The 24247-nt window shown below is 61.5% G+C and carries 22 protein-coding genes; 14 read left to right on the forward strand and 8 right to left on the reverse strand.

The features are described from left to right. Window positions 1-95 precede the first annotated feature (95 nt). From QQF40_RS10665 to QQF40_RS10680, 4 genes are all read right to left on the reverse strand, one after another. Window positions 96-1376, reverse strand: coding sequence for a TRAP transporter large permease (locus tag QQF40_RS10665; protein WP_285461285.1), 1281 nt, complete (start codon window positions 1374-1376; stop codon window positions 96-98). Then, window positions 1376-1981, reverse strand: coding sequence for a TRAP transporter small permease subunit (locus QQF40_RS10670; protein ID WP_054555982.1), 606 nt, complete (start codon window positions 1979-1981; stop codon window positions 1376-1378). Before QQF40_RS10670 ends, QQF40_RS10665 begins: the two co-directional genes overlap by 1 nt. Before the next feature lie 164 nt (window positions 1982-2145). Continuing rightward, on the reverse strand, window positions 2146-3189 hold the full coding sequence (locus QQF40_RS10675) for a TRAP transporter substrate-binding protein (RefSeq protein WP_285461287.1): 1044 nt from the start codon (window positions 3187-3189) through the stop codon (window positions 2146-2148). A 92-nt stretch (window positions 3190-3281) separates the two neighbouring features. Beyond that, window positions 3282-4082, reverse strand: coding sequence for a putative hydro-lyase (locus tag QQF40_RS10680; protein WP_285461288.1), 801 nt, complete (start codon window positions 4080-4082; stop codon window positions 3282-3284). Between the two features lie 367 nt (window positions 4083-4449). On the opposite strand from QQF40_RS10680, the gene QQF40_RS10685 reads away from it, so the two are divergent. Further along, on the forward strand, window positions 4450-4962 hold the full coding sequence (locus QQF40_RS10685; protein ID WP_285461289.1) for a hypothetical protein: 513 nt from the start codon (window positions 4450-4452) through the stop codon (window positions 4960-4962). Window positions 4963-5142: 180 nt separating this feature from the next. Here QQF40_RS10685 and QQF40_RS10690 read toward each other — a convergent pair whose 3' ends face one another. Beyond that, a complete protein-coding gene (locus QQF40_RS10690) occupies window positions 5143-6045 on the reverse strand; it encodes a LysR family transcriptional regulator (RefSeq protein WP_285461290.1) in 903 nt (300 codons plus the stop codon). 132 nt (window positions 6046-6177) lie between these two features. Here QQF40_RS10690 and QQF40_RS10695 point away from each other — a divergent pair, with 132 nt between their 5' ends. From QQF40_RS10695 to QQF40_RS10725, 7 genes are all read left to right on the forward strand, one after another. Continuing rightward, window positions 6178-6369, forward strand: a complete 192-nt coding sequence (locus QQF40_RS10695) for a hypothetical protein (protein WP_043332127.1) — start codon at window positions 6178-6180, stop codon at window positions 6367-6369. Window positions 6370-6523: 154 nt separating this feature from the next. Next, window positions 6524-7453, forward strand: a complete 930-nt coding sequence (locus QQF40_RS10700; RefSeq protein ID WP_285461291.1) for a LysR family transcriptional regulator — start codon at window positions 6524-6526, stop codon at window positions 7451-7453. Window positions 7454-7547: 94 nt separating this feature from the next. Further along, on the forward strand, window positions 7548-8423 hold the full coding sequence (locus QQF40_RS10705) for an MBL fold metallo-hydrolase (protein WP_285461292.1): 876 nt from the start codon (window positions 7548-7550) through the stop codon (window positions 8421-8423). Window positions 8424-8785: 362 nt separating this feature from the next. Beyond that, complete coding sequence (gene dctP / locus QQF40_RS10710) at window positions 8786-9814, forward strand: TRAP transporter substrate-binding protein DctP (protein ID WP_285461293.1); 1029 nt, start codon at window positions 8786-8788, stop codon at window positions 9812-9814. Window positions 9815-10001: 187 nt separating this feature from the next. Beyond that, entirely contained in the window at window positions 10002-10568 is a 567-nt protein-coding gene (locus tag QQF40_RS10715) for a TRAP transporter small permease (RefSeq protein ID WP_285461294.1), read from the forward strand. Continuing rightward, entirely contained in the window at window positions 10565-11842 is a 1278-nt protein-coding gene (locus QQF40_RS10720) for a TRAP transporter large permease (RefSeq protein WP_285461295.1), read from the forward strand. Before QQF40_RS10715 ends, QQF40_RS10720 begins: the two co-directional genes overlap by 4 nt. A gap of 18 nt (window positions 11843-11860) precedes the next feature. Beyond that, window positions 11861-12610, forward strand: a complete 750-nt coding sequence (locus QQF40_RS10725; RefSeq protein ID WP_285461296.1) for a M15 family metallopeptidase — start codon at window positions 11861-11863, stop codon at window positions 12608-12610. Between the two features lie 127 nt (window positions 12611-12737). Here QQF40_RS10725 and QQF40_RS10730 read toward each other — a convergent pair whose 3' ends face one another. Together QQF40_RS10730 and QQF40_RS10735 are read right to left on the reverse strand one after the other, a co-directional pair. After that, entirely contained in the window at window positions 12738-14015 is a 1278-nt protein-coding gene (locus tag QQF40_RS10730) for a Zn-dependent hydrolase (RefSeq protein ID WP_285461297.1), read from the reverse strand. Window positions 14016-14116: 101 nt separating this feature from the next. Next, complete coding sequence (locus QQF40_RS10735; RefSeq protein ID WP_285461298.1) at window positions 14117-14947, reverse strand: FadR/GntR family transcriptional regulator; 831 nt, start codon at window positions 14945-14947, stop codon at window positions 14117-14119. 229 nt (window positions 14948-15176) lie between these two features. Here QQF40_RS10735 and QQF40_RS10740 point away from each other — a divergent pair, with 229 nt between their 5' ends. Beyond that, complete coding sequence (locus QQF40_RS10740) at window positions 15177-16586, forward strand: NAD(P)/FAD-dependent oxidoreductase (RefSeq protein ID WP_285461299.1); 1410 nt, start codon at window positions 15177-15179, stop codon at window positions 16584-16586. 136 nt (window positions 16587-16722) lie between these two features. Here QQF40_RS10740 and QQF40_RS10745 read toward each other — a convergent pair whose 3' ends face one another. Beyond that, window positions 16723-17976, reverse strand: coding sequence for an alpha-hydroxy acid oxidase (locus QQF40_RS10745; protein ID WP_285461300.1), 1254 nt, complete (start codon window positions 17974-17976; stop codon window positions 16723-16725). Between the two features lie 259 nt (window positions 17977-18235). Here QQF40_RS10745 and QQF40_RS10750 point away from each other — a divergent pair, with 259 nt between their 5' ends. The 5 genes from QQF40_RS10750 to QQF40_RS10770 all read left to right on the forward strand — a co-directional run bounded on the left by QQF40_RS10750 (window position 18236) and on the right by QQF40_RS10770 (window position 23982). Then, a complete protein-coding gene (locus QQF40_RS10750) occupies window positions 18236-20032 on the forward strand; it encodes an aminoglycoside phosphotransferase family protein (RefSeq protein WP_285461301.1) in 1797 nt (598 codons plus the stop codon). Further along, window positions 20025-20927: a GAK system ATP-grasp enzyme gene (locus QQF40_RS10755; RefSeq protein WP_285461302.1), complete on the forward strand. Its 903-nt coding sequence runs from the start codon at window positions 20025-20027 to the stop codon at window positions 20925-20927. Before QQF40_RS10750 ends, QQF40_RS10755 begins: the two co-directional genes overlap by 8 nt. Further along, entirely contained in the window at window positions 20924-22117 is a 1194-nt protein-coding gene (locus QQF40_RS10760) for an HprK-related kinase B (protein ID WP_285461303.1), read from the forward strand. The genes QQF40_RS10755 and QQF40_RS10760 overlap by 4 nt, the downstream gene beginning before the upstream one ends. A gap of 2 nt (window positions 22118-22119) precedes the next feature. Next, window positions 22120-23112 carry an NUDIX domain-containing protein gene (locus QQF40_RS10765; RefSeq protein ID WP_285461304.1) on the forward strand — a complete coding sequence of 331 codons (993 nt, stop codon included), beginning with the start codon at window positions 22120-22122 and terminating at the stop codon, window positions 23110-23112. Window positions 23113-23229: 117 nt separating this feature from the next. Beyond that, window positions 23230-23982, forward strand: coding sequence for a histidine phosphatase family protein (locus QQF40_RS10770; protein WP_285461305.1), 753 nt, complete (start codon window positions 23230-23232; stop codon window positions 23980-23982). Window positions 23983-24247 lie beyond the last annotated feature (265 nt).

The raw sequence follows: 24247 nt of genomic DNA on the forward strand, positions 1-24247 counted from the left end.
GGGGGTTGTCGTTGTTCTGTGCAAGAAGTCTGAGTGAACGGTGTTGCGTCAATGACACCTGCCGGCTTGCCAGCAGGTGTCAGGCAAAAGCGGCTTTACAGCGCTGAAGGCAGCCACAGCGCGATCTGCGGGAAGGCCACCAGCAACGCTGCCATCACCAGCATCGCACCCAGATATGGCAGGGTACCGATGATGACGTCGGCGAAGGCTTCGCCACGCCGTGAAGCCTGCACGATGTAGAGGTTCAGCCCGACGGGTGGGGTGATCAGTGCCAGCTCGACGAACAGGATCATCACGATGCCGAACCACACCTTGTCGTAACCGGCCGCGGCGATCAGCGGGGTGACGATGGGGATGGTGATGACCATCAAGGACAGGGTCTCGATGAAGAAACCGAGCACGATGAACAGCGCGATCACCGCCATCAGCAGCGCGAAGGGCCCCAGGTCGTAGGCTTCGAGCAGGCCGGTGACCTGCTGGACCATGCCGGAGGAGGCCAGCGCGAAGTTGAGGAAGGAGGCCGCCATGATGATGAACAGGATCATCGAGGTGGTCTTGACGGTGCCGTCCAGTGCGCGGCTGATCATCGCCATATTCAGCGTGCGGTTGATGGCGGCGAGGCCCAGCGAGGCCAGCACGCCGATGGCGGCGGCTTCGGTCGGGGTCGCCCAGCCCAGATAGATGGAGCCGACGATGACGATGAACAGCACCAGCAACGGCAGCAGGAACGACAGGCTCTTGATGCGGGTGCTCCAGCTCGCGCTCTGGCGCGGGCCGCCCAGTGACGGCTTCCAGACACACAGCAGCAGCGAAGCCAGCATGAAAAGTGCCGCCAGGCCGAGGCCCGGCACCAGACCGGCCATGAACAGCTTCGGGATGGACGTCTCGGTCAGGAAGCCATAGACGATCAGGTTGATCGACGGTGGAATCAGGATGCCCAGGGTGCCGCCCGCGGCGATGCTGCCGCAGAACAGCTTGGCGTCATAGCCGAGCTTCTTGCCCTGGGGCAAGGCCACGGTCGAGACCGTCGCCGCCGTGGCCACCGAGGAGCCGGAGGTCGCCGAGAACAGCGCAGAGGTGGTGATGTTGGCGTGCAGCAGGCCGCCCGGCAGCCAAGACAGCCAGTGGTCCATGGCGCGGTAGGCCTTCTCGGCGATGCCGGCACGTACGATGATCTCGCCCATCAGCACGAACAGCGGAATCGCGATCAGCAGGAAGGAGTCCGCGGCAGACCACAGGTTCTGGCCCAGCGCCTTGGTCAGCGGGAAGAAGGAGTAGAACTGGTCGATCCCGAAGGCGAGCAGGAAGAGCGTGACCGCAACGGGAATGCCGGCCAGCAGCAGGGTGAGGATACCCACCGAAAGAAAGCCCAACATCAGCGAGTCTCCTTGGTCGTGGAGGCAGCCTGGGCCAGAGCCCCTTCGCTTTCTCCGTGATCGGGGCCGGCCAGCGTCTCGAGCGTGGTGGTGTCACGCAGACAGGCGGCAACGAGAACGCGCAGTCCCAGCACGCTGGTGGTGATCGCGAACCAGGCATAGCCGGACAGCCACAGCAGCTGCGGAATCCACAGCGGTGTGGCCAGCGGGGTGTTGGCAGTGGAGCCGTTGCTCAACGACTTGCCGAGCACCGGCCAGGCATTGATCAGAATCACCCAGGCCACCAAGTTCAGTGCCAGCATCGCGAGGATATCCAGGGTATGGCGCGAGAAGGCCGGCAGCTTGCCGTGCACGACATCGATACGGATGTGGGCGCGCTCCATCAGGGTGTGGGAAAGGCCCCACGCCGAGAGCATCGCCAGCACGTACCCGGCATATTCGTGCACGCCGGGCAGCGGATGATTGAACAGTTGGCGCATCAGGATCTCGGCGCCGATGAAGACCACGACGGCCAGCAGCAACAGCCCCATCAGGCGTGCGGCGTGGCGTGATATCGCGCGTGTCAGCGACACGAGGACATCGAGTGCGTGAAGGAAGGAGTTCATGAGTCGGGTCCTGCTGGGGGCTGAACGAGGATGATCCGTGCCAATGAGGCGAGGTCCGGGGCGTTCAGCGCCGTGTCTCTGGGGAGCATGTCTGCCGTATTCGGGCAGGGCGGGGCTATCAGCCCCTGCCCACGAGCGAATTTACGCGTGCAGGGGCCGGTGGATCACTCCGCGGTGGCGGTCAGGCCGACGACCTTGCCGACACTCTCGTTCCAGGTCTTGCGCGTCTCGGCATCGACACGCGCCGCCCAGGCTGGCAGGACGGTGTCTTCGAGCGCCGCACGAGCACGCTTGGCATCGTCATCGCTGAAGTCGACCAGCGTCATGTCGGCGCTCTTGCCCAGCGGACAATCGCCTTCGCCGGTCAGGCAGGCCACGCCACGCGCGGTCTCGCCACGCGCGTTTTCCCACACCGGCGCGGTGAACTCGCTGTCCACCTGTTGCTGGATAAGCGTCTGGGTCTCGGCGCCCAGGCCCTGCCACTTGTCCTGATTGATGGCGGTGATCACGTAATCCCAACCCCCCAGTGGCAGCGGCATCAGGTGGCTGGACACTTCATGCCAGCCGGCGCTGTAGCCAGAGAGTGAACCGGTGACGGCGCAGTCGATGACGCCACGCTCCAGGGAGCCGGGCACCTCGTTGAAGGCGATGTTGAGGCTCTGTGCCCCCAACGCCTCGATGAACTCACCGGTGGAGCGGCCGCTGGCACGTACCTTCTTGTCCTGCAGGTCATCGAGCCCTTCGATCGGCGTATTGCAGAACAGCACCTGAGCCGGATACGGCACGATGGCCAGCACGTGGCTGTTGAAGCGCTTGTTCATGGTGGACTCCGCCAGAGGGCGGAAGGCCTCGGCGACCTGCTGTGCTTCCTCGGCAGTGGGGGCCATCATCGGCAGATCCAGCCCTTCCAGTTCCGGCGCATCGGACACGGTGTAGTCGGCCACGGTCATGCCGACATCGAAGACACCATCGCCCAGATAGCGATAGACGTCAGAGCCGGGGATGCCCATCTGATCGAAGGTGGTCACCTGGGTGCTGAGATCGCCATTGCTGGCGGCCGGGAGGGTTTCGCTCCAGAACGGCTTCTCGAACTGACGGTTGAGCTCCAGGCTGCTCCAGCTGCCTACCACGTTGAGGGTGTCGGCAGCATTGGCGCTACCGGCGGCGAGTGCGAGACCAAGGGCGGAGAGGGCAAAACGTGTCTTCATGGGAATCACCATTGTTGTTGTGCATCTGGTGTTATCGAAAGAATCTGACGGTCTTGTCTGTTGCGGAGCAGGTCCGTGGCTCCCACAAGCGGTCATCCGTATTTGAGGCGATGATTGGGGATATCGGTGATCAGCATGTGGCCTGGGCAGTGTGCGATGGCCAACGGCAGGCGGGCATTCTCCAGCGCCAGTTGTGGTGTGACGCCACAGGCCCAGAACACCGGGAGGTCACCTGTCTCAAGCGTAGGCGCATCGCCGAAGTCGGGGCTTTCGATATCGGAAATACCGATCAAGGCGGGGTCGCCCAGATGGACGGGCGCACCGTGCACTCGAGGCATGTCGGTAGTGATCTGGATCGCGCGAATGGCGTGTGCCGCCGACATCGGGCGCAGGGACACCACCAGGTTGCCATGGAAGCGACCGGCACTGATCAGCGGGATATTGGTGCGATACATCGGCACGTTGCGCTTCAGGCGCGCATGGCGAACCTCAACACCCTCGTTGAGCAGCGCCTCTTCGAACGAGAACGAGCAGCCGATGGAAAACGCCACGAAATCGCTCTGCCACAGGGCGGCGATATTCTCACGCGTTTCCTCAAGCTTGCCGTGGCGGTAGATGTGATAGGCCGGCAGATCATGGCGCAGGTCGATGTTCTCACCTAGCCCTGTCGGGGCGGGAGAACCGACGGCCGTGACATCCAGCAACGGGCAGGCCTTGGGATTGGCTTGGCAGAATTGCAGAAATTCGCCAGCAGCCTCGGCTGGCAGGATGATCAGGTTGGTCTGGGCGTAACCGGCAGCGATACCGCTGGTGTGGCTGGCCCAATGACCGCTGCGGATCTGTTCGCGTGCCTCGCGGGGGGACGACGCGGCACTGAGAAGTGTCTGGGGCATCGTAGGGGCTTCTTGTGAAGTTGTTGTTGTCTGTCTTCACCATAAGAAGCGCATTCGGATAAATCCAATCGATTTTTATCGAGTTAACACATCGGAAATTCCTTTCATGTGTGGAACGGCGTTAGCCTGTAAAGCAGATAGCGATGAAAGTTAGATATTCCTATCCTCAAATATAAAAATTGTCCAAGAAATGACCATCGGCGGTTACTCAAAGACAATGTAAGCCATTTTAATGTCAAACAAATCCTGAAATTAGTATTGACGGTATGATGGTTAAAAAGTATCTTTCGCGCTCAATAATAATGCAATTGACCAGGTACATGTTCTGAATGCAGGTTAGGGATATCCCAATACGCAAGGGGAAGCAATGAAAACCAAATATATCGTGGGCGCAATGATCAGCGTGTTGAGCTTGTCAGGCTGCGCCACAATAGTCGGCGAAAGGGATGAGTCAATTACATTGAATAGCTCTCCCAGCAATGCTGATATACTCATTACCGATGAAAAGGGACAGGAAGTTCTCTCGGCTACAACCCCCTCGACTGTTCAGCTTAAGAAGTCGGATGGTTCCTATTTCGGTGGCAAGACCTACACCGTGGAAGTTACAAAAGCTGGCTATGATTCGCGTACGATCACTATCGAATCGTCGGCCAATGGCTGGTATATCGCCGGAAACCTTCTCTTTGGTGGTTTGATTGGCTATTTGATAGTGGATCCTCTGACTGGTGCTATGTACAACCTCTCACCAAACGACATCAACGCCTCTCTTGATGAGAGTGTTGCACGAGCTGAAGATGGGGGAAAAGTTCTCAATGTCGTGTTGCTGGAAGATGTTCCAAGCCGGTTGCGAGATGAAATGGTCCTCATCGGACAAGCTTGATTCAAGAAGCCCCGCAGTGCGGGGCTTTTTTTTGGGTAGTAGTGATTTTCTTACCGCGCATGGCCCCCGAGGAGGATTTTCAGGGCAGCTTCCGTAATGCCTCGAAGGTGATAATGGTTACGTTGGAAGCGCACCAGAGTAGCTTTTGAATGCCTCGACCCCCCCCCTGCAATTGGGATATTACCCTTGATGGATATGCGCCTCCTGATCCTGGCGGGCGATCTCGATGGCAAGCTCGCAGACGCCTTCGGCGAGGGCACTTTCCATATGGGTCGGCCAGGAGGCGGTGAAGGTCAGTTCGGGGAGGTCGCAAGGCAGACTGAGCAGGGTGCCCTGGCGGATTTCCTCGGCGACGATGCGAGGCGGGATGGCGCCGACGCCCAGGCCATCCAGCGTCATGCGCACGATGGTCCACAAGGAACTTGAGCAATGCAGCTTCACGTCATCCAGCCCCATCTGATGGAGCATGGAGCCAAGTTCATGGTGAGGCCGGCTGTTGCGGGCAAACGAGATCAGCGGCAGGTGATTCAGGCGTCGCAACGAAAAGTTGTCTTCTGTGAAGCCCAGCGCGGGACTGATCACGAAGCCCATGGTGTAGTTGCAGAGAAAACGATTGAGCACGCTCTCTGCCGTCACCGGCCCCATCAGAAAGGCGAGGTCAATATCGCCGGCGGTGAGCATGGCGGCAAGCCCCGGGGAGCTATCGACCTCGAGCTCCAGCGTGAGATCCGGATAGCGGCGTGCCAGTTCGGCCAGAAAGCCGGGTAGCCAGCTATGTGCGACGGTCTCGACGACACCCAGTCGCAGCACGCCCTGGAAGGGCGTATTCAGCTCCATCATGGATAGCGCTTTCTGGCGCGCTTCCAGAAGCGCCTCGGCGTGGCGATAGAATTCACGCCCCTTGAGCGTCGGCTGTACCGGCCGGCGAGTGCGCTCCAGCAGGCGGGTTTCCAGTGTGGTTTCCAGCTTGTTGATGCGTTCGGAAATCGAGGGCTGGGTCAGATGCAGGTGCTGGGCGGCCAGCCGGAACGACCCCAGGCGCGTGATCCACACGAAGGCTTCCACTTCCTTGAAATCGAACATGGCCAGATCCTGTCGTGATTGATGCCGCAAGCTTGAGGCTCACATTACCACTCGTTGAGAAATTGCGTTCTCGGTGACGTACATTCCGGTACGATATGGAGCATCGAGAAATGTGTATTTTCAGGAAAAGGAATGATGATGAAGTCTAGCGTGCGAGTTGTCAGCCTGGTGATGCTGAGTGCCCTTTTCGTGGCAGGTTGCAGTTATACACCGGCGCGGATCGATGCCGAGCCAATCATCGAGATCGGTGATGGACACCACGACCACAAGCGTGGAGGCGGTGACTTCTGCCCGCCGGGGCAGGCCAAGAAAGGTAACTGCTGATCACGTCGAACCAGAAGGAGCCGCTCATGCGGCTCCTTTTTCGTTGTCGATCGCTATCTGATATGGGCCTCTGGAGTCGTTTGATCTGCAAGGATATCCTGAGTGATCCGAGTCTTGCCTCTTCCTCCACTGCTGCTGGCGGGTACCGTATTCCATGCTCAATCCCAAGGCGCTGACAGCGCTGAATGAAATCATCCGCCGGGGCTCACTGCGCCGAGCGGCGCGGCATTTGAATCTCGACCCTTCCGCGGTGAGCCGCCAGATCAAGCAGCTGGAAGAAGAGGTGGGTGTCGCGCTGTGCGAGCGCAGTGAGACGGGCATGCGCGCCACCCAGGCAGGGGTGTTGCTGCTGGATCACTTTCATCGCCAGCAGGCGGCGGAGGCGGCAGCGCTCTCGCAGCTGAGCGCCTTGCAGGGTCTTCGCAGCGGTGAGGTAAGAATCGCGGTGGGCGAAGGCTTCATTGCCGACCTGATCTCGCTGCCCTTGCAGAGCTTCATGGCGCGTCATCCGGGTATCGAGGTGGTAGTGCGCATGGCGGGGGTGAATGAGGCGACCGAGCTGCTGCGCGACTTCGAGGTGGATATCGCGCTGCTCTACGCCCCGCCCGTCGATCCGATTCTCTGCTGTCATGTGGAGACCTGCCAGCCGCTTGATCTGATCGTGCCGACGGAGCATCCGCTACTCGAGATCGCAGAGCCGTTGACGCTTTCGCAGGTAGCGCAATGGCCGCTGGCGTTGATCGATGAGTGCACCGGCATGCGCCAGATGGTCAATCAGGCGGCGCAGCAGGAGCGCGTCTCGCTGCGTGCACAGTTGCGCACCAACTCCGTGTCGGTGCTCAAGAATTTCGTGCGTTCGGGAATCGGCGTGACCTTCATGCCGGAGTTGAGCGTGGTGGAAGAGCTGCGGCGTGGCGATATCTGCCTGCTGCCGATGCAGCACCCTGCGCTGGCACAGACCCGCGCGCAGATGTGTACGCGGCGAGGACGTGAGATGACGGTGGCCGTCGAGGCCTGCGTCACTCATCTTCAGCAGGGTCTGCGATTCTTTACCGCGGATGCGCCACGCCTGCTGGGCAAGTGATAATTGTTGCGTCCAGTCATTCGGGAGTCTCGTATCAGAAGTTGGGCAGGGTGATATCTCATGACGACAATTTCTGATACGAGGACTTCCTCCGATGCTGAGCCCCCTCAAGAAAGCACTGGCGCTGGCAGCGCTTCCTTTCAGCCTGCAGGCCCAGGCCTATGAGATAGAACCTCTCGGAGAGGGGCTCTATCGCTTCATTGATGACAGGCATCGCTCAGTATTCATGATCACCGATCACGGCGCGCTGGTGACGGACCCGATGAATCACGCTGCGGCGAGCTGGTTGAACAACGAGATCAAGGAACGCTTCGACACTCCGGTTCGCTATGTGGTGTATAGCCACAACCACAGTGATCACATCTATGGAGGCGAGGCCTTCAACACCCCGGAGACCACCTTCATCGCGCACCGGCTGGCAGCTCAGGATATCGCCAATACCCGGGCGAAGGCCGTGCCGCCGGATCTCGTCTTCGATGATGAAATGACCTTGCGCCTGGGCGGCAAGGAAGTCCAGCTGCGGTATCACGGACCGAATGACGGGCGCGGGTCGATCAGCATGTACTTCAAGAACCACGCCACGATGTTCGTGGTGGACTGGATCGTCATCGGACGCATGCCGTGGCAGAAGCTCTGGAGCTACGATATCCAGGGCATGATCAACTCGACGCGTGAAGTGCTGGAATACGACTTCGATACCTTCGTTGGCGGGCATGCCGAGATCGGTGATCACGCCGATGTCGAACGCTACCTGGCCTATCTGGAGTCACTGTATTCCCAAGTGACGGAAGGCATTCTCGCCGGCAAGTCACTCGAGCAGATCCAGCAGGAGGTCGATCTCTCCGAGTACAGTGATCTGGCCCAGTATGAGCAATGGGTCGGCCTCAACATCGAAGGCGTGCATGAGCGCCTGATGGAAGAGTCCGGCATGGGTTGGCGCGGTGATCTCAAGGGGGAGCATACCCACTGACGATGTAGCGCCTCGTTCAGCCCTGCTTCGCTCAACACTGCTTCGTTCAGCACAGCCCCGCCGTGTCATTGAAATGGCCCCGAAAGCTCCGATTTTCGGGGCCGTCTTGGTCTTTGGGTACGTCAGGTCTTTGGATATGTCAGGTCTGTGAGAACGCCAAGCCAGAGTTGGGCTTGTCAGGTCTATTAGGTGTAGACGAAAAAACAACACCTAGGCGATTGATTAGTCTACAGCGACAACGCTACTTTCGAGGTGTGAAGGCGGAAGTCTCTCACCTTGACAGGCCGCAGGGCCGTACTGCCAAAGGCGGCGCCACTCCCGCCGCATACAACGAATATTTACAACAACAAAAGGGAATCCACATGTCCTTGTCCAAGACATCTCTGCTGCGCAAGACGCTTACCGGTTCCACTCTGGTGCTCAGCCTGCTGGCGGCCAGCGTGCAGGCCCAGACCATCAATCTCAGCTACAACGGCGCACCGGATGCCGACAAGAACGCGGTGCATGTCTTCGCCAGCAATCTGAAGACACTGGTGGAAGAGAAGACCGATGGCGAGCTGGAACTCAAGCTCTATCCCAACAGCATGCTGGGTGAGGAGCAGGAGCGCATGGAGCAGGTGATCAGCTCACCGGGCCTCAACATCGCCTCCTTCGCGGGCATGGCACCCATCGTGCCGGAAGTCTATGTCAGCGCGACACCGTTCATGTTCGACGGCTTTGAGGATGCCCGCCGTTTCTTCGATGAAGGTCAGTACTGGCAGCAGGTGCAGCAGCTATTCAGCGAGCGCACCAATGGCGCCGAGATTCTGGCTGTCGTGGAGGAAGGGGGCTTTCTGGCCTTCACCAATGACAAGCGCCCGATCACCAGCCCCGATGACTTCGAAGGGCTTCGCTTCCGTGCGATGGACCCAAGCCAGGTAGCGCTCTATGAGGCCTTCGGTGCCTCGGGCACGCCGATTCCGTGGACGGAGGTCTACATGGCGCTGCGCACCGGGGTGGCGGATGGCCAGATGAACCCGCCGATGTACATCCTGCTGGGCAGTCTGCAGGAAGTGCAGAAGTACCTGACGCTGGCCAACATCCAGTACTCCGATCAGTTCCTGGTCGCCAATGGTCAGCTGTTGGAGGGTCTGTCGGACGAGGAGCGCACGGCACTGCTCGAGTCAGTCAAGGAAGCCAATGCCCAGGCCCGTCAGGACAACCAGAATCAGGTCGAGTCACGCATCGCCTCGCTGGAAGAGCAGGGCATGCAAGTGATCCGCCCGAGTGAGGCGGACCTCGAGGCATTTCGCAGCAAGGGCCAGCCGGCCTATCTGGAATGGCTCAAGAGCCAGGACATCGCCCCAGAGCTGATCGACACCGCGATGAAGGATGCTGGCCTGTCCTCGTGATGGCCCTTTGCGATGACCTGTCGCGATGGTCTGTTGCGATGAACTGACACGTTGACTCGGTGAAAGGCGAGTGACGCTCAGCATCAGTGAACCTCTCGCTGCGGTACCCGGTGCCCGGGCAAGGATAGTCCGGGCATCGAGGCTCTGAATTTCCCTCCTTGCTGGTGGATTGCGGTAAATGACTTCCATGACTCCTTCACGACAGCTTTCCCTGCGGGAAGGCCTGCTGCTTGCCTGTGGCCGCGTGACACTGGCGATAGCGGCAGTACTGCTGGCTTCCACGGTGCTGATCATGCTTTACGGCGTGGTGATGCGCTATGTATTGGGCGGCGCCCCCATCTGGGTCGATGAGCTGACCCGCTATCTCATCATCGCCAGTGTCATGCTGGCGATCGGCGTCGTCTGGGCAGAAGGGGCGCATATGCGTGTGGCGCTGCTGGAGCGGCGTCTGCCTACGCGCATGGCCAAGGTACTGATCCATTACCAATGGTGGCTGACGCTGGTGCTGATGGCCGGCGCGACCTGGATGACCTGGCACTACGCCATGTCGGCAAGCATGTTCCGCACCATGGGGCTGGGTATCAGTCGCAGCGTGCCGATGCTCTCGATGCCGATCGGCTTCGCGTTGATCACGCTGCAGGTCCTGCTGCATGGCCCACGGCCGTTGAGATCCCAGACACTGGAGATCGCACCGGACGAGGAGGCTGCCGGCCTTCCGGCGCATGATGAAAAGACAGGAGGACCGCGCACATGATCTGGGCAATGTTGGCCATCTTCGTCGTGCATGTCCTGCTGGGCCTGCCGCTGTTTCTCTCCTTGCTCGCCACCGCCGTGACCGGCTTCCTGTTCATCGACCTCTCGATGCTGGAGCGCCTCGGGCCACAACAGTTCTTCGGTGGCATCAATGCCTTCTCGCTGATGGCGATTCCGCTGTTCATCCTCGCTGGCAACCTGATGAACATCAGTGGCCTGACCGAACGCCTCATGCGCCTGGCACGCCTGATGGTCGGGCATCTTCGCGGTGGCATGGGCCATGTCAACGTCGTTTCCAGCGTGTTCTTCGCGGGTGTGAATGGTTCGGCGGTCGCCGATACCTCCGCGCTGGGCTCGCTGCTCGTGCCGGCCATGCGCAAGGAGGGGTATTCGACTTCCTTTGCCGCAGGCCTGACAGCAGGTAGCTCGTTGATCGGGCCGATCATCCCGCCCAGCATCTTCATGATCCTCTACGCCTCGCTGACCAATACCTCCGTGGGCAGCCTGTTTCTGGCCGGTGTCGTACCGGGTCTGGTACTGGCGGTGGCGTTCATGGCGATGAATGCCTGGTATGCCCGACGTCATGGCCTGCAGGCACGCGGTCAGGCACCGGCACGCAGTGAAGTGATTGCGGCGGTCATCGGTGCGCTGCCTGCGCTGGTGGCACCAGTGATCATCGTCTCCGGCATCGTGCTGGGCATCGTGACCCCGACCGAATCTGGCGCCTTGATCGTCGCTTACGTGCTGCTCTGCGGGTTGTGCCAGGGGCCGCTCAAGCTTGTCGAGGTGTGGGGTGCCATCAAGGATACAGCGCGTCTGACCAGTGCCATCTTCGTGATCATGGCGGTGTCATCCATCGTCAGCTGGCTGCTGTCCTATGCCCAGGTGCCCAATCAGTTCGTGGCATTGCTGACACCCTATATCGACAGCCCGATCCTGATCCTGTTGCTGCTCAGCGCCATCACCTTCGTCACTGGCATGTTCATGGAGGAAGTCTCGGCCTTGATGTTGCTGACGCCGATCTTCGTGCCCGTGGCCATGGCCGCCGGCATCGACCCCGTGCACCTGGGGGGCATCATCACGCTCAATATCACCATCGCGTTGATCACGCCGCCGATGGGCGCATGCGTGTTCGTGGCCGCCGCGGTCAGCAAGCTCGAGATCACCTCACTGTTTCGTACCATCTGGCCGTTCGTGCTGGTGGCGGTCGCGGTGCTGCTGATGCTGATCATCTTCCCGCCTCTTACCCTGTGGTTGCCGACCCTGTCTGGATAACAACTCATGACGTCAACATTGAACCGCCCAATCCCTCCCATCCCGAGTCATGACGAGCCGGACTGGACACAGGTCACCCGAATCCCCGTCAAGAGCTGTGACAGTACTCTGGTGCCGACCAGCCTCGGGCCGTCATGTCTGAAGGTCTATCCCGCCTACGCGCGCCTCGGTATCCCCGGGGCAGTCAATGAATGTCTGGTACGGCGCGCGGTGTATCAGCGCCTGTTGCAGGCCGCGCGCGCATTGCCGGAAGGGCTGTCGTTGGTGGTGATGGATGGTTGGCGCCCCTGGCGGGTGCAGCAGTACCTGTTCGAGACGCTATACCAGTCGCTCAAGACGCATGATCCTGAGCTGGATGAGGGGCAGCTGCTGGCGCGTACGCGCGAATTCGTCTCTCTGCCCAGCCGTGACCCGGATGCGCCGAGCCCACATCTCACCGGCGGCGCCGTCGATGTCACCCTGTGTGACGCCGATGGCTTGCTGCTCGAGATGGGAACGCTGTTCGACGAGGCGACACCCGAGTCCCATGCGGATCATTTCGAGCGCCATCCGCCTGCCGGCGATACGCCCCAGGCCGAGGCACGCGACAACCGGCGTCTGCTCTATCACGTCATGTCCGAGGCCGGTTTCACCAATCTGCCCAGCGAATGGTGGCACTTTGATTACGGTGATCAGCTCTGGGCCTGGTACCGCGGCGAACCCGAGGCGCTGTTCGGTCCGGCGGAGATGGACAGCATCGAGAGTCTATGGAAACGCTCACTGGCGTGAAGGTGTCTGAAAATGCCTGACAGCCGCTAGCCTGCAAGACACGAAAGCCCCGCTCGATGACGACTCGAGCGGGGCTTTCTTTTCAGCAATGTGCGTGATCAAGGATCAGCGAGCCGTGCCTGTTGGCTCAGCTGACGATCTCGGCCTGATCGAGCATGGCGTGGAAGAGCACGTTGCAGCCGGCGTGCAGGTCCTTTGGCGCCGCGTTCTCGATCTCGTTGTGGCTGATGCCGCCTTCGCAGGGCACGAAGATCATGCCGGCGGGGGCGATACGGCCCATGAAGATGGCGTCATGGCCGGCGCCGCTGACGATATCGAGATGCGAGTAGCCGAGCTGGCTGGCGGCATTGCGCACCGCGTTCACGCAGTTGTCGGCGAAGTGTTCTGGCACGAAGTCGGCAGTGGGGGTGAGCTCGAAGGTCAGACGATGCCGCTGGCTGACGGCCTCGACGACCTCTTTCAGCTCCGCGACCATCGCGGTGAGGGAGTCGGGTTCCAGCGAGCGCAGGTCGATGGTCATGTTGACCTGTCCCGGAATGACGTTGCGTGAGCCGGGATGGACCTGCATCACGCCTACGGTACCGCGGCCATGCGGCGCGTGATCGATGGCGATGCGATTGACGGCGACGGTGATCTCAGCCGCGCCGAGCATGGCGTCCTGGCGCAGTGACATGGGCGTGGGTCCCGCGTGCGCCTCCTGACCGGTCAGGGTCAGATCGAACCAGCGCTGGCCCAGCGCGCCCATCACCACGCCGATGGTGATCTCTTCATCTTCCAGAATCGGGCCCTGCTCGATATGGCTCTCGAAGAAGGCGCGCACGTTCTCGCGGGGGATCTCATCGCTGCCGCGATAGCCGATGGCGTCCAGTGCCTCACCGGCGGTCACGCCGTCGCTGTCCTTCTGGGCGAGCATCTCATGCAGTGACAACTGGCCGGTATGCACGCCGGACCCCATCATGCAGGGCGCGAAGCGGCAGCCTTCTTCATTGGTCCAGACCACCACCTCCACCGGGCAGCGGGTCTTGATGTCGTGCTGGTTGAGGCTGCGCAGGACCTCGAGCCCGGCCATCACTCCGAAACAGCCATCGAACTTGCCACCGGTCGGCTGGGTGTCGATGTGGCTGCCGGTCATCACCGCCGGCGCATCCGGGTCGGTGCCGGCGCGGCGCGCGAAGATGTTGCCGATGGCATCGATACGGATCGTGCAACCCTCGGCCTTGCACCATTGAATGAAGAGGTCGCGCGCCTGGCGGTCCAGTTCGGTCAGCGCCTGGCGGTTGACGCCACCCTTGGGGGTGGCGCCCAACTCGGCCAGGGTCATCAATGATTGCCACAGGCGATCGCTGTCGGTGCGCAGCTCGTTCAAGGTATTCGCTGGCGATGTGTCCATCTGGGCAGTGGTCATCGGCTTGTTCCTTTCGTGGATATTGTTGTTGTGCTTTCGGCTCCGGTTTCGGCCCCGGTCTCGGTCCTGGCCCCGGTTTCGGTCTGGATTACGGCTTCGGGTCAGGTTCTGCTGTCAGCCATCAGTTGCGCCGGAGTGACGAGCAACTGATCGGCCATTTCCACCTCGAGTGCCGTCATATGGTGCTCGGCATCCTGCATGTGCTCCGTCATGAGCTGACGGACCTGTTCGTGATCCTGCTGGCGGAACGCCGTGATCAGGCCGGTGTGGTAATGCTGATTGGCCTGGTCGAACTGCTTGCGTTCCGGCAGGTAAGCCTTCTTGATGACGACCAGCTCATGCAGCATGTCGTTGAGGAACTGGCACATGAAGCTGAGCAGCGGGTTGGGACAGGCGCGGGCCAGCACCTGATGGAATTCGATTTCCAGAAAGCGCTGGCGCCGCTGGTCCTCGTCCTGCGGTTGATGGCAACTGCAGTCATGGACATTGTTCTCAAGCGCCTCCAGGTCTTCTTCGCTGAGCAGGCCCACCACCGAGACCGCCATCTCGACTTCCAGCAGCCGACGCAACTGATAGACCTGGGCGCCATTGAGCGTCTTGAAATGCAGGAAGCTTCTCAGCATGCGGCTGGCCGGTTCCATGCTCGGCGCATTGAGCACGGCGCCGCCATTGGGCCCCGTCTTCAGGGTGATCAAGCCCTCGACCTCGAGAATCTTGAGGGCTTCACGCAGGGTGCCCTTGGCGCAGCCGTACTGGGCCATCAGCGCCTTCTCGTTGGGCAGTCGGTCGCCTTCGCTCAACCCGTCTCGCACGATGCTGCGCCTCAGATCATCACTGATCAGCTCGGCCAGCTTCTGCCGCCTGGGCAGGGGAGTGCCAGAGGCGTTGGCGCTGGTGCGTGAAGTGTCCGAGGGGGAGGGCGATGTCGGCATGCGATGTCCTGAGCGGCAGCGAGTCAGTTATATTTATTCGTATAAATAAGCTTTAGTCGCGGACTCGAGCGCTGTCAAACCCCAAGGTGGCTTCAAGCGTTGCGCAGGCGATCACGCCCATGACGCGTCGCATCAAAGGCCGTGCATTGACGTAGTCCTGCGTGCCAGTCTTGAAAAGCGCCTGGCCTGACATAAGGTTTCCATATTCGACCCCGCTAAAGGAGGCCCTATGGAAACGCATGATCCTCAGCGAACACGCGATGCCGATATCATCATCGTCGGTGGCGGCGCCGGCGGACTGGAGCTGGCGGTTCGTCTTGCCAAGGAAGGCCACAAGGACGTCTTGCTGATAGACCGCGACACCAGTCATGTATGGAAGCCACGACTGCATGAGATTGCGGCGGGCCTCGGGCGGCGACAGGTCGATGAGCTGGGGTATGCCGGCCTGGCCGAGCAGTGGGGGTTCCGCTATGAATGCGGCACGCTCGAGAGCGTCGACCCTGAACAGCAACAGATCACCCTGGCCGCGATTCCGGGCAGGGAAGATCAAGCGAGTGCCGAGGTGCCGACGCGTGTCAGGGGCTATCGTCAGCTGGTACTGGCCTTGGGCGGTGTGACGCCGGACATGGGTGTCGAGGGCGTGCTGGAGCATGCCTGTCTGCTGGATTCCCCCGACGACGCCGAGCGCATCGCCCAGCAGTTCTCGCGTGGCCTGCTGGCCAACCATGTGGCGATGGAAACAGCACCGACAGGCGATGCTGGTCTGTCAGCCAACCAGGGTAGCGTCGAGGGTGGCGCCAAGGATTCCTCCGGGCGGCCATATCAGGTGGTGATAGTCGGTTCTGGCGCCACCGGTGTCGAACTGGCCGCCTACCTGCATGAGGCGCGCGGCATGCATGATGCTCCTGCCCCCAAGGGCGCGAAGGTCGAGATCACGATTCTCGAGGCCACCGAGACCTTCATGCCCGGTGTCTCACAGGAACTGCGCGAGTCGATCCATCAGCGACTCGAGGAGCAGGGCATCAATATCGAGCTGTCTCGTCAGGTCGCCAAGGTGTCCCCCAGCAGTGTCGAGATCAGTGAAGGCGACGAATCGGTGACGCGGGAGGCGGACCTGGTGGTCTGGGCGGCAGGGCGCGTCGGGCCTGCCATCGTCGAGGAGATCGACGCCCTGGAAAGCAACAAGAAGCGTCAATTCAAGGTGACGCCCGGGCTGCAGTGCCTCGGGCACGACAGCATCTTCGCGCTGGGCGATTGTGCCAACATCGATGAGGCGCCGCTGCCGCCCACCGCCCAGGTGGCCAGCGAGCAGGCCGAGTTTCTTGCTGCTGAACTGCCGCGTCGCCAGCAGGGAGAGCCGGCTCAGGCCTTCGAGTTCAAGGACCGGGGTACCTTGCTGTCACTCTCCAGTGCCGGCAGCGTCGGTGAGCTCAGCGGCAAGTTGAGTGACAAGCTGGGCAATGCCCAGGGTCGCAAGGGCAATGATGATCTGCAGGTGAGAGGACGCTTCGCGCGCGCCGCCTATCAGGGACTGCAGCGCCAGCACCAGTTCCTGCTGCTGGGGCCGTTCAAGGGCTCCGCCGAGGTGGTCAGTGATGTGCTGCGCCGAAGCATGGGGCCGCGACTCAAGGTGCACTGAGTCTTGAGCGGATCTTGAGCGATTCTAGAGAGGCTCTTGAGTGAGCCTTGAGAGATTCGCCATCCCGGGATGACAGGCCGACATGTGCCGTGGTGGATATCACTGGCGCATGTCGGCCTTGTGCTTTTTCAGGGCGTCATTGCCCCGCCGTCGTGTTCAGGAGGTCATGTTCAGGATGACTTCCCAGCACGTCATGAGGTTCCTGGCGGCGTGATTCTCGCGCTGCTTCGCTCTGCGAGCTGGCCACCGGATAGGTGCCGGGCCTGAGAATTCGCGTGTCCACGTCGTGGATATCACGCAGTCCGCACAGGGCCAGTGTGGTGTCGAGCTCCTTGTGGATGATCTCCAGGGACTTGGTCACGCCTTGCTCGCCCATGGCGCCGAGTCCATAGAGGAAGGCGCGTCCCAGATAGACGCCCTTGGCGCCCATCGCCACCGCCTTGAGCACATCCTGTCCGGAGCGGATGCCGCCGTCCATGTGGACCTCTGTCCTGTCGCCGACAGCGGCGAGAATGTCCGGCAGGGCGGAGATGGAGGAGGCGGCACCATCCAGCTGACGTCCGCCGTGGTTGGAAACGATCACCGCATCGGCACCTGCCTGCACGGCCAGCTCGGCATCTTCCGGCTCCATGATGCCCTTGATGATCAGCTTGCCGCCCCATCGATCCTTGATCCACTTGATGTCGTCCCAGCTCAGGCTCGGATCGAACTGGCTGGCGGTCCACTTCGAGAGGGAACTCAGATTCTCGGCATCCTTCACGTGGCCGGCGATGTTGCCGAAGGTGTGGCGCCGGGTCTTGAGCATGCCGGCGCACCAGCGCCACTTGGTTGCCAGGTCCAGCACGGTCGCTACGGTGGGGCGAGGGGGCACGCTCAGGCCATTGATCAGGTCCTTGTGACGCTGGCCGATGATCTGCAGGTCAGCGGTGAGTACCAGCGCGGAACACTCCGCGGCCTTGGCGCGATCGATGAGCCGTCCGATGTAATCCTTGTCGCGCATCACATAAAGCTGGAACCAGAAGGGGCGTGAGCTGACGGATGCGACGTCCTCGATGGAACAGATGCTCATGGTCGAGAGCGTGAAGGGGATACCGAAGTCACTCGCTGCGCGCGCGGCCAGCATCTCACCATCGGCATGCTGCATGCCGGTCAGGCCAGTCGGTGCGATCGCTACCGGCATGGCCACCTCCTCGCCCAGCATCGTCGTACGCAGGGTGCGATTGTCCATGTCGACCATCACCCGTTGGCGCAGCCCGATCGCGGCGAAGTCGGCCTCGTTGGCGCGGTAGGTGGATTCCGTCCACGAGCCAGAATCGGCATAGTCGTAGAACATCTTCGGCACGCGGCGTTTCGCCAGGCGTTGCAGGTCATTGATACAGGTGATGGTCATGCGGGTCTCCATCCATGGTGGGTCGCGCAGGGGCTGGCAGGGGCGCTTGCGCTACTGTCACCGAATCCGGTCTTGTCCAGCTATAGGCGATACGTCTAGTGGGAAGCGATAGGGTGGTGGAATCCAATGAAAAAATGCTCCCCAGCCCCCGGCAGACAATCAACATGGCAGTCGATTCCTCCAGTGCATGTCACGGATTGTCATCTTTGCGTGGAATACTGTGGCATTGGGATGATTTCCGAGTGGATGGAGAGATGGCATGGATCAGGCCTGGCCTGAAAGCACGCGCGACAATCTTCGATTTCTGTGTTCGGAAGTGGATAGTCAATATGGCTGGCTGCAGGCCTTCGTGTCCGCGCCGACGGCGGCCATGGCGCGCAAGCTGTTGGAGCGCCAGGGATATGCCGAGAACCTCTGCCAGCGTATCGAGCAGGCATGCCCTGAAGCCCGAAGCTGCAAGCGCTCGCACGCGCGGGCCCGCTTCCAGCAGAGCCTGGTCGAGGTCGCCAGTGGTCTGGCGCGGCTCAGTGAGCTGGCGCGCAGTTGCCTGGAGCAGCTGATTCGCGTCGATGATGTCCAGCTGGTCGATGACGTCGTGCTGGTCAAGTCGCTGCGCCGAGTGCGTCGCGGCATTCTGCGCAGCGAGATGTCATTGGAGAACGGCTCCCTGTCCCTGGCCCTGAAGCTTGCGCGCAGCCGCGAGAAGCTTAAGCGGGATAGTGAAGGCCGCATTCGGGCACTCACTGGCCAGCTCAAGAAGAAGCGCGCTCCCGCCGAAGATCTGACACATCTGTTGTTCGTGGCCCGTGAAATCAGCCAGATGGGCGAGGTACTGGGGCAGCTGGGTGAGGCGGTCATCTCGGCAACTCTCGGTCAGTCACTCAACTTCGAACGCTATGCCTCTCTGACACACCTGGTCAATGAACTGGGCGATGGCGATCAGATGGCGGACGAGATGCGCGTCGACACCCTGGCCGAGACACGCTCCGGCAGTCGGATCTCGGGGATCGTCAGCGATAAGCTCAGTGAGGGGGCTGTCGAGAAGGTCGATGAGAAGGGCAAGACGAAGGGCGAACCGGCCAACGACAAGCAAAAGGCGAGCAAGTCAAAGGGAGGCAAGACAAAGACGAGCAAGCCAAAGGCCCGCAAGCCAACCGGCGATCTGTCGCTGAGCTCGCCGGAGTATCTGGCCATCTTCAAGGATGGCCTGGAACGCAAGGTCGAGGAGGAGCGTCGGGGGGTCGAGCGCTGGCATGACATCTATCCCGGCATCGCACCCCGCATCCTCTCGCATCATCAGCAAGGCGGCAGCGCGGCACTCTTGATCGAGCATCTGCCGGGCATGACCCTCGAACATCTGTTGATCAACGAATCCTCATGCCTCAATCGTACCGCTCAGCAGGCGCTGGTCGAGACACTGCGCTCGGTATGGTCCACCACCCGTCGCGCGGAACCCGTGGTGGCCGGGTATATGGGGCAGTTGAGCAAGCGGCTGCCCGATGTCTACCAGATCCATCCGGAATTCCGTCACTGTGGTGCATCGCTGTGTGGACGGAAACTGGCATCACTCGAGGATCTCATCGCGCAGGCTACGGTGCTTGAGGGCTCGCTCCCGGCACCGTTTTCCGTTCATATCCATGGCGACTTCAATGTCGACAACATCCTGTTCGATCCCTCGCAGCAGAGCATTCGTTTCATCGATCTTCACCGCTCGGCCTATCAGGACTATGTGCAGGACGTGTCCGTGCACATGGTGTCTCACTACCGTCTTCAATTGACGGATGCAGCGCTGCGGGCCCGTATTCTGGCGCTGGCCCTGAGCTTCGGTCAGCAGATGCGTCGCCTTGCCCATGAGCAGGGCGATACCACCTTTGAATGGCGACTGGCACTTGGCCTGGTGCGCTCCTTTGCCACCTCGACACGTTTCATCCTCGATGCCGGGCTGGCAGGGCGCATGTTCAACCGTGCACGCTTTATACTCGAGCATGTGCTTGACGCCGACCCTGAACGGCCTGCCGATTACCGTATTCCCCTGGAGGAGTTGTTCGTTGACTGATTTCAAGATTGGCATCGTGGGTATTCCCGGCAAGTGGTCGACCGAAGTGCTGGCGGATGTTATCGAAGCACGGACGGGCTTTCGTCTCGTGATCGACATGGCGGCCGTTTCGCTGGACCTGACCCGCAACTGCCTCGAATTCCGTGACTCTGCCGGGGTGCGTCATGACCTGACCGAGCTGGATGCCCTGATCGTCAAGAAGATCAGCGCGGAATATTCCCCGGGTAGCCTGGACCGCCTGGAGCTGCTGCGCGTCGCCGAAGCCAGGGGCGTGCGCGTCTTCAGCAGCGCGGAGAGCATGATTCGCCTGATCGATCGCCTGAGCTGCACCGTCACGTTGGCCAATGCCGATATCCCGATGCCGGCCACGCTGATCACCGAAGAGGTGGCGGCGGCCTGCGAGGCCGTCAAGCGCTTCAAGGCCGCCGTCTTCAAGCCGCTTTTCTCCACCAAGGCGCGGGGCATGTGCATCATCGAGGACGCCGGCGACGATGCCGCGCTGGAAGCTGCCGTGCGTGAGTTCGCCGCCGAGCATCCGATGATGTATCTGCAGCAGCGCCTCGATCTACCGGGGCAGGATTACGGCATGGTCTTCGTCGGTGGCCGTTATCTGTGCAGCTACGCCCGTGTCAGTGGGGGTGATGCCTGGAATACCACCATCCACGCCGGGGGCAAGTACGCGCCCTTCGAGCCCTCCGAGGAGCTGATTGCCCTGGCCCAGCGTGCCCAGGCACCGTTCAAGCTCGACTTCACCACCGTCGATGTCGCGCTGACCGATGATGGCCCGATCATCTTCGAAGTCTCGGCCTTCGGTGGCTTCCGTGGGGCGCTGGAAGGTGCCGGTGTCGATGCGGCGGCCGCCTATCTCGACCACGTGATGGAGTGTCTGGCATGAGCGCGACAACCTGTGACAGCCCGGGCAGCCTTGCCACGCTGCCCTTTGCAGAGTGGACGGCCTATGCCTGCTTCACGGCGCTGACGCCGTCGCGTCAGTGGCTGAGCGAGGCGCTGCTGTTCGAGGTGGATGACTTTCGTCTGTGCGTGATGACGGACATGCCTGGGCTGCTGCAACGACTGGCGACATATTTTCGCCATTGCTCGCGCATCGTGGCGCTCGACAATGTGCCGGGGGGAGCCAGGCTCGTGCATGTGCTGGAGGCGCCGGCCCTCAAGGACACGCCAGCGGCAGCGAGACTCGGCATCGTGCCCGAAGCCTTCGTTGATTGGATACCGGAGCCCGGCAAGACACGCCGCAAGGATGCCATCATCGATTTGGCCGATGGGCGCCTGATCCACAAGGTGCGCACGGGCATGGCTTTTCTGCGCAGCAACAACCACAACTTGGCGTTCGGGCCCTGTGAAGACAACGAAAGCCAGGTGATCAACTTCCTGCTTAATCTGCACATGTCGCATCTGCAGCAGAATGACGGCTTGATCTGTCACGCCTCGGCGCTATCGAAGGGCGATCGCGCGGTGGCCATCGCCGCCTTCTCGGGCGGCGGCAAATCCACCACCATGGTGAAGGCGCTCGACAATCCCGAGTTCGACTTCATCAGCAATGATCGGCTGTTTCTTGACCGGCCCGGGCGTGAGGGGACGCTGCGTGCTCGCGGCGTCGCCAAGTTGCCACGCATCAATCCCGGCACCATGCTCAACAATCCGCGTCTGCGTACGCTGCTGGACCCCGCGCGTATCGCAGGCTATGAAGCGATGCCGCAAGAAGCGCTGTGGGACCTGGAAGAGAAGCACGACCTGATCATCGAGGACGTCTACGGCCCCGGGCGTATCCGCGCCAGCGGAGAGCTTGCGGCCATGGTGATACTCAACTGGACGCGTGGCAGCGAGGCGCCGCTCGAGGTGCGCGAGGTAGAGGTCGGCAGCAATGAGCCTCTGATACGTGCGGTGATGAAGACGCCTGGCCCCTTTCATCAAGGGCGGGATGGCCGATTCGTGCCCAATGGCGCGAGCCTTGATCCCGCGCCGTATCTTGAGCGCCTGTCGCGGACGCGAGTGCTGGAGGTGACCGGGCGCGTGGACTTCGCCGCGCTGGTCGAGAACCACCTGACCCCCTTGCTGGAGGCTTGACCATGCGTCGTGAACTGCTGTTGATGCGCCATGGAAAATCGGACTGGTCAGTGGCAGCTGACGACTTCCATCGCCTCCTCAAGGAGCGCGGCAAGCGGGGCGCCCAGCGCATGGGGGCCTGGCTTGCCCAGAAAGCGCTGGTACCGGATGCCATTCTGAGTTCGCCGGCTCTGCGGGCGCGCGCCACGGCGGAAAAGTGCGCGAAGTCGATGGGCCTCGGCATCGACATGATCGAGCTTAAGCCTGCGCTTTACTGCGAGGACGAGGCGCCGCTGCTCAAGACGGTGCGCGCCTGCCCGGACAGCGTGCAGCGGTTGATGATCATCGGCCATAACCCGGCATTGGAAGATGCGCTGGTGTGGCTGACCGGCAAGCGGCCGCGCCCGCCCAAGGAGACCAAGCTGCTGCCGACGGCGGCGGTGGTCAAGCTGACCTTCGAGGGGCGCTGGGAAGACCTGCGCTCCGGCCAGATGAGCCTGGAGCTGATCCAGCGCGTGCGTGCCTTGACGGAGGGCTTCCCCTGGCCATTCCCGGCCGGTGAGGAGCGCCGCGCACGTCCCGCCTATTACTACCGCCAATCGGCCGTCCTGCCCTGTCGTCTGCAGGGGGAGGACGACAATGCCCAGTGGGAGGTGCTGCTGATCGGTTCTTCCTCCAACCGTCACTGGAGCCTGCCCAAGGGGATCGTCGAGCCGGGGCTGAGTCCGCTTGAGTCCGCGCTCAAGGAAGCCCGCGAGGAAGCGGGCATCGAGGCGGAGGCGCTGGACCACGCAGCACTGGAATTCACTTATGAGAAGTGGGGTGCTCCTGTCGCGGCCAGTCTGCACGCCGTGAGAGTCGTGCATGAGCAGGAAGAGAGCGAGCGGGAGGAACCGCATCGCAGTCGGCGCTGGGTGGCGGCAGAGATCGTGCCGAGCCTGTTGAAGAACCACGGGATGGGGCACGCTGCCATGGCACTGCTGGCACGGCTTGAGCAGTCACGCCAGGCGACGTGAGCGCGGGAGGCCGGCGCCATTGGCTCCACTAGCGCCACTGGCACCGTACGTGTCGACGCATGGCGAGGACCGCCAGCATGACTCAATTCCGAGTGAAGACGGGAAGAGCGACGGCCGATGACTGATGAACCGACAATTCGACGTGTGGCATTGATTCGTCATGCCGACTACCACCAGCAGATTGATACCCCGAGCGCGTTGCAGCCGTTTCCCTTGACCCGTCGCGGTGAGCGACAGGCGCGTGAGGGAGCCGAGGAAGTGCTTGCGCTGTGTCAGGCACATGGCTGGCAACCGGCCAGCACGGTTCACGCCTCCAGCCTGTTGCGTGCCTGGCAGACGGCGCAGGTGATGAACGAGGTTATGGGTGACAGGACAAGGCGTGAGTTCTCGCTCATGGCACACGATGCTCTGTGGGAGCGAAGTCTGGGCAGTGCCGCCAATCTGACGACGGCACAGATCGCCGAAGCGGTGCGTCATGACCCGCGTGTGGATTTCCTGCCGGCCGACTGGAAATCCAACAGCCACTTTCGCCTGCCGCTGCCGGGGGCTGAATCCCTGATGCAGGCTGGCCAGCGCGTGGCCGATTTCATTGCTTCGTTGTCGGCTTTCCCATCAGCTCCTGCCCCGGCTCCCACATCAACCTCCATATCAACCCTCACATCGAGTGCCACGCTGACGCTGATCGTCGGCCATGGCGCTGCGCTGCGGCATGCGGCGTATCTGCTGGGGGTGCTGGACTTCGACCAGATTGCCGGGTTGAGCATGCACCATGCGCGGCCGGTGGTCATCGAGCAAGCCCCGTCCGGATCATGGCGGCATGTGGCTGGCGAGTGGAAGGTGCGCCAGCGGCACGAGCCTACGCAGGACTGAGTGGGCGGCCCAGCCGGCGGAGTGCTGCAGAGCAGAGTCAGGAGTATGGGCGTAGTCATGCAAAGCCAAGAAGCAGGCCTACGCCCCCGCGCGATGCGAGCCTGTCATCTTTCTGTGATCGAACGGTCATAAGCTTGTTGCCCTGTGCTTGTGACCTCATCCCACATTCCGCATACCTCAGGAAGGTCTCCAAGGAGCGGCAAGGCGCCTGCTTGCCACAGCCGGTGAGTTCAACGAGGCAAGCAGATGCCACAAGGAGATAGCC

The organism is Cobetia sp. LC6 (assembly GCF_030264805.1).
GTDB lineage: Bacteria > Pseudomonadota > Gammaproteobacteria > Pseudomonadales > Halomonadaceae > Cobetia.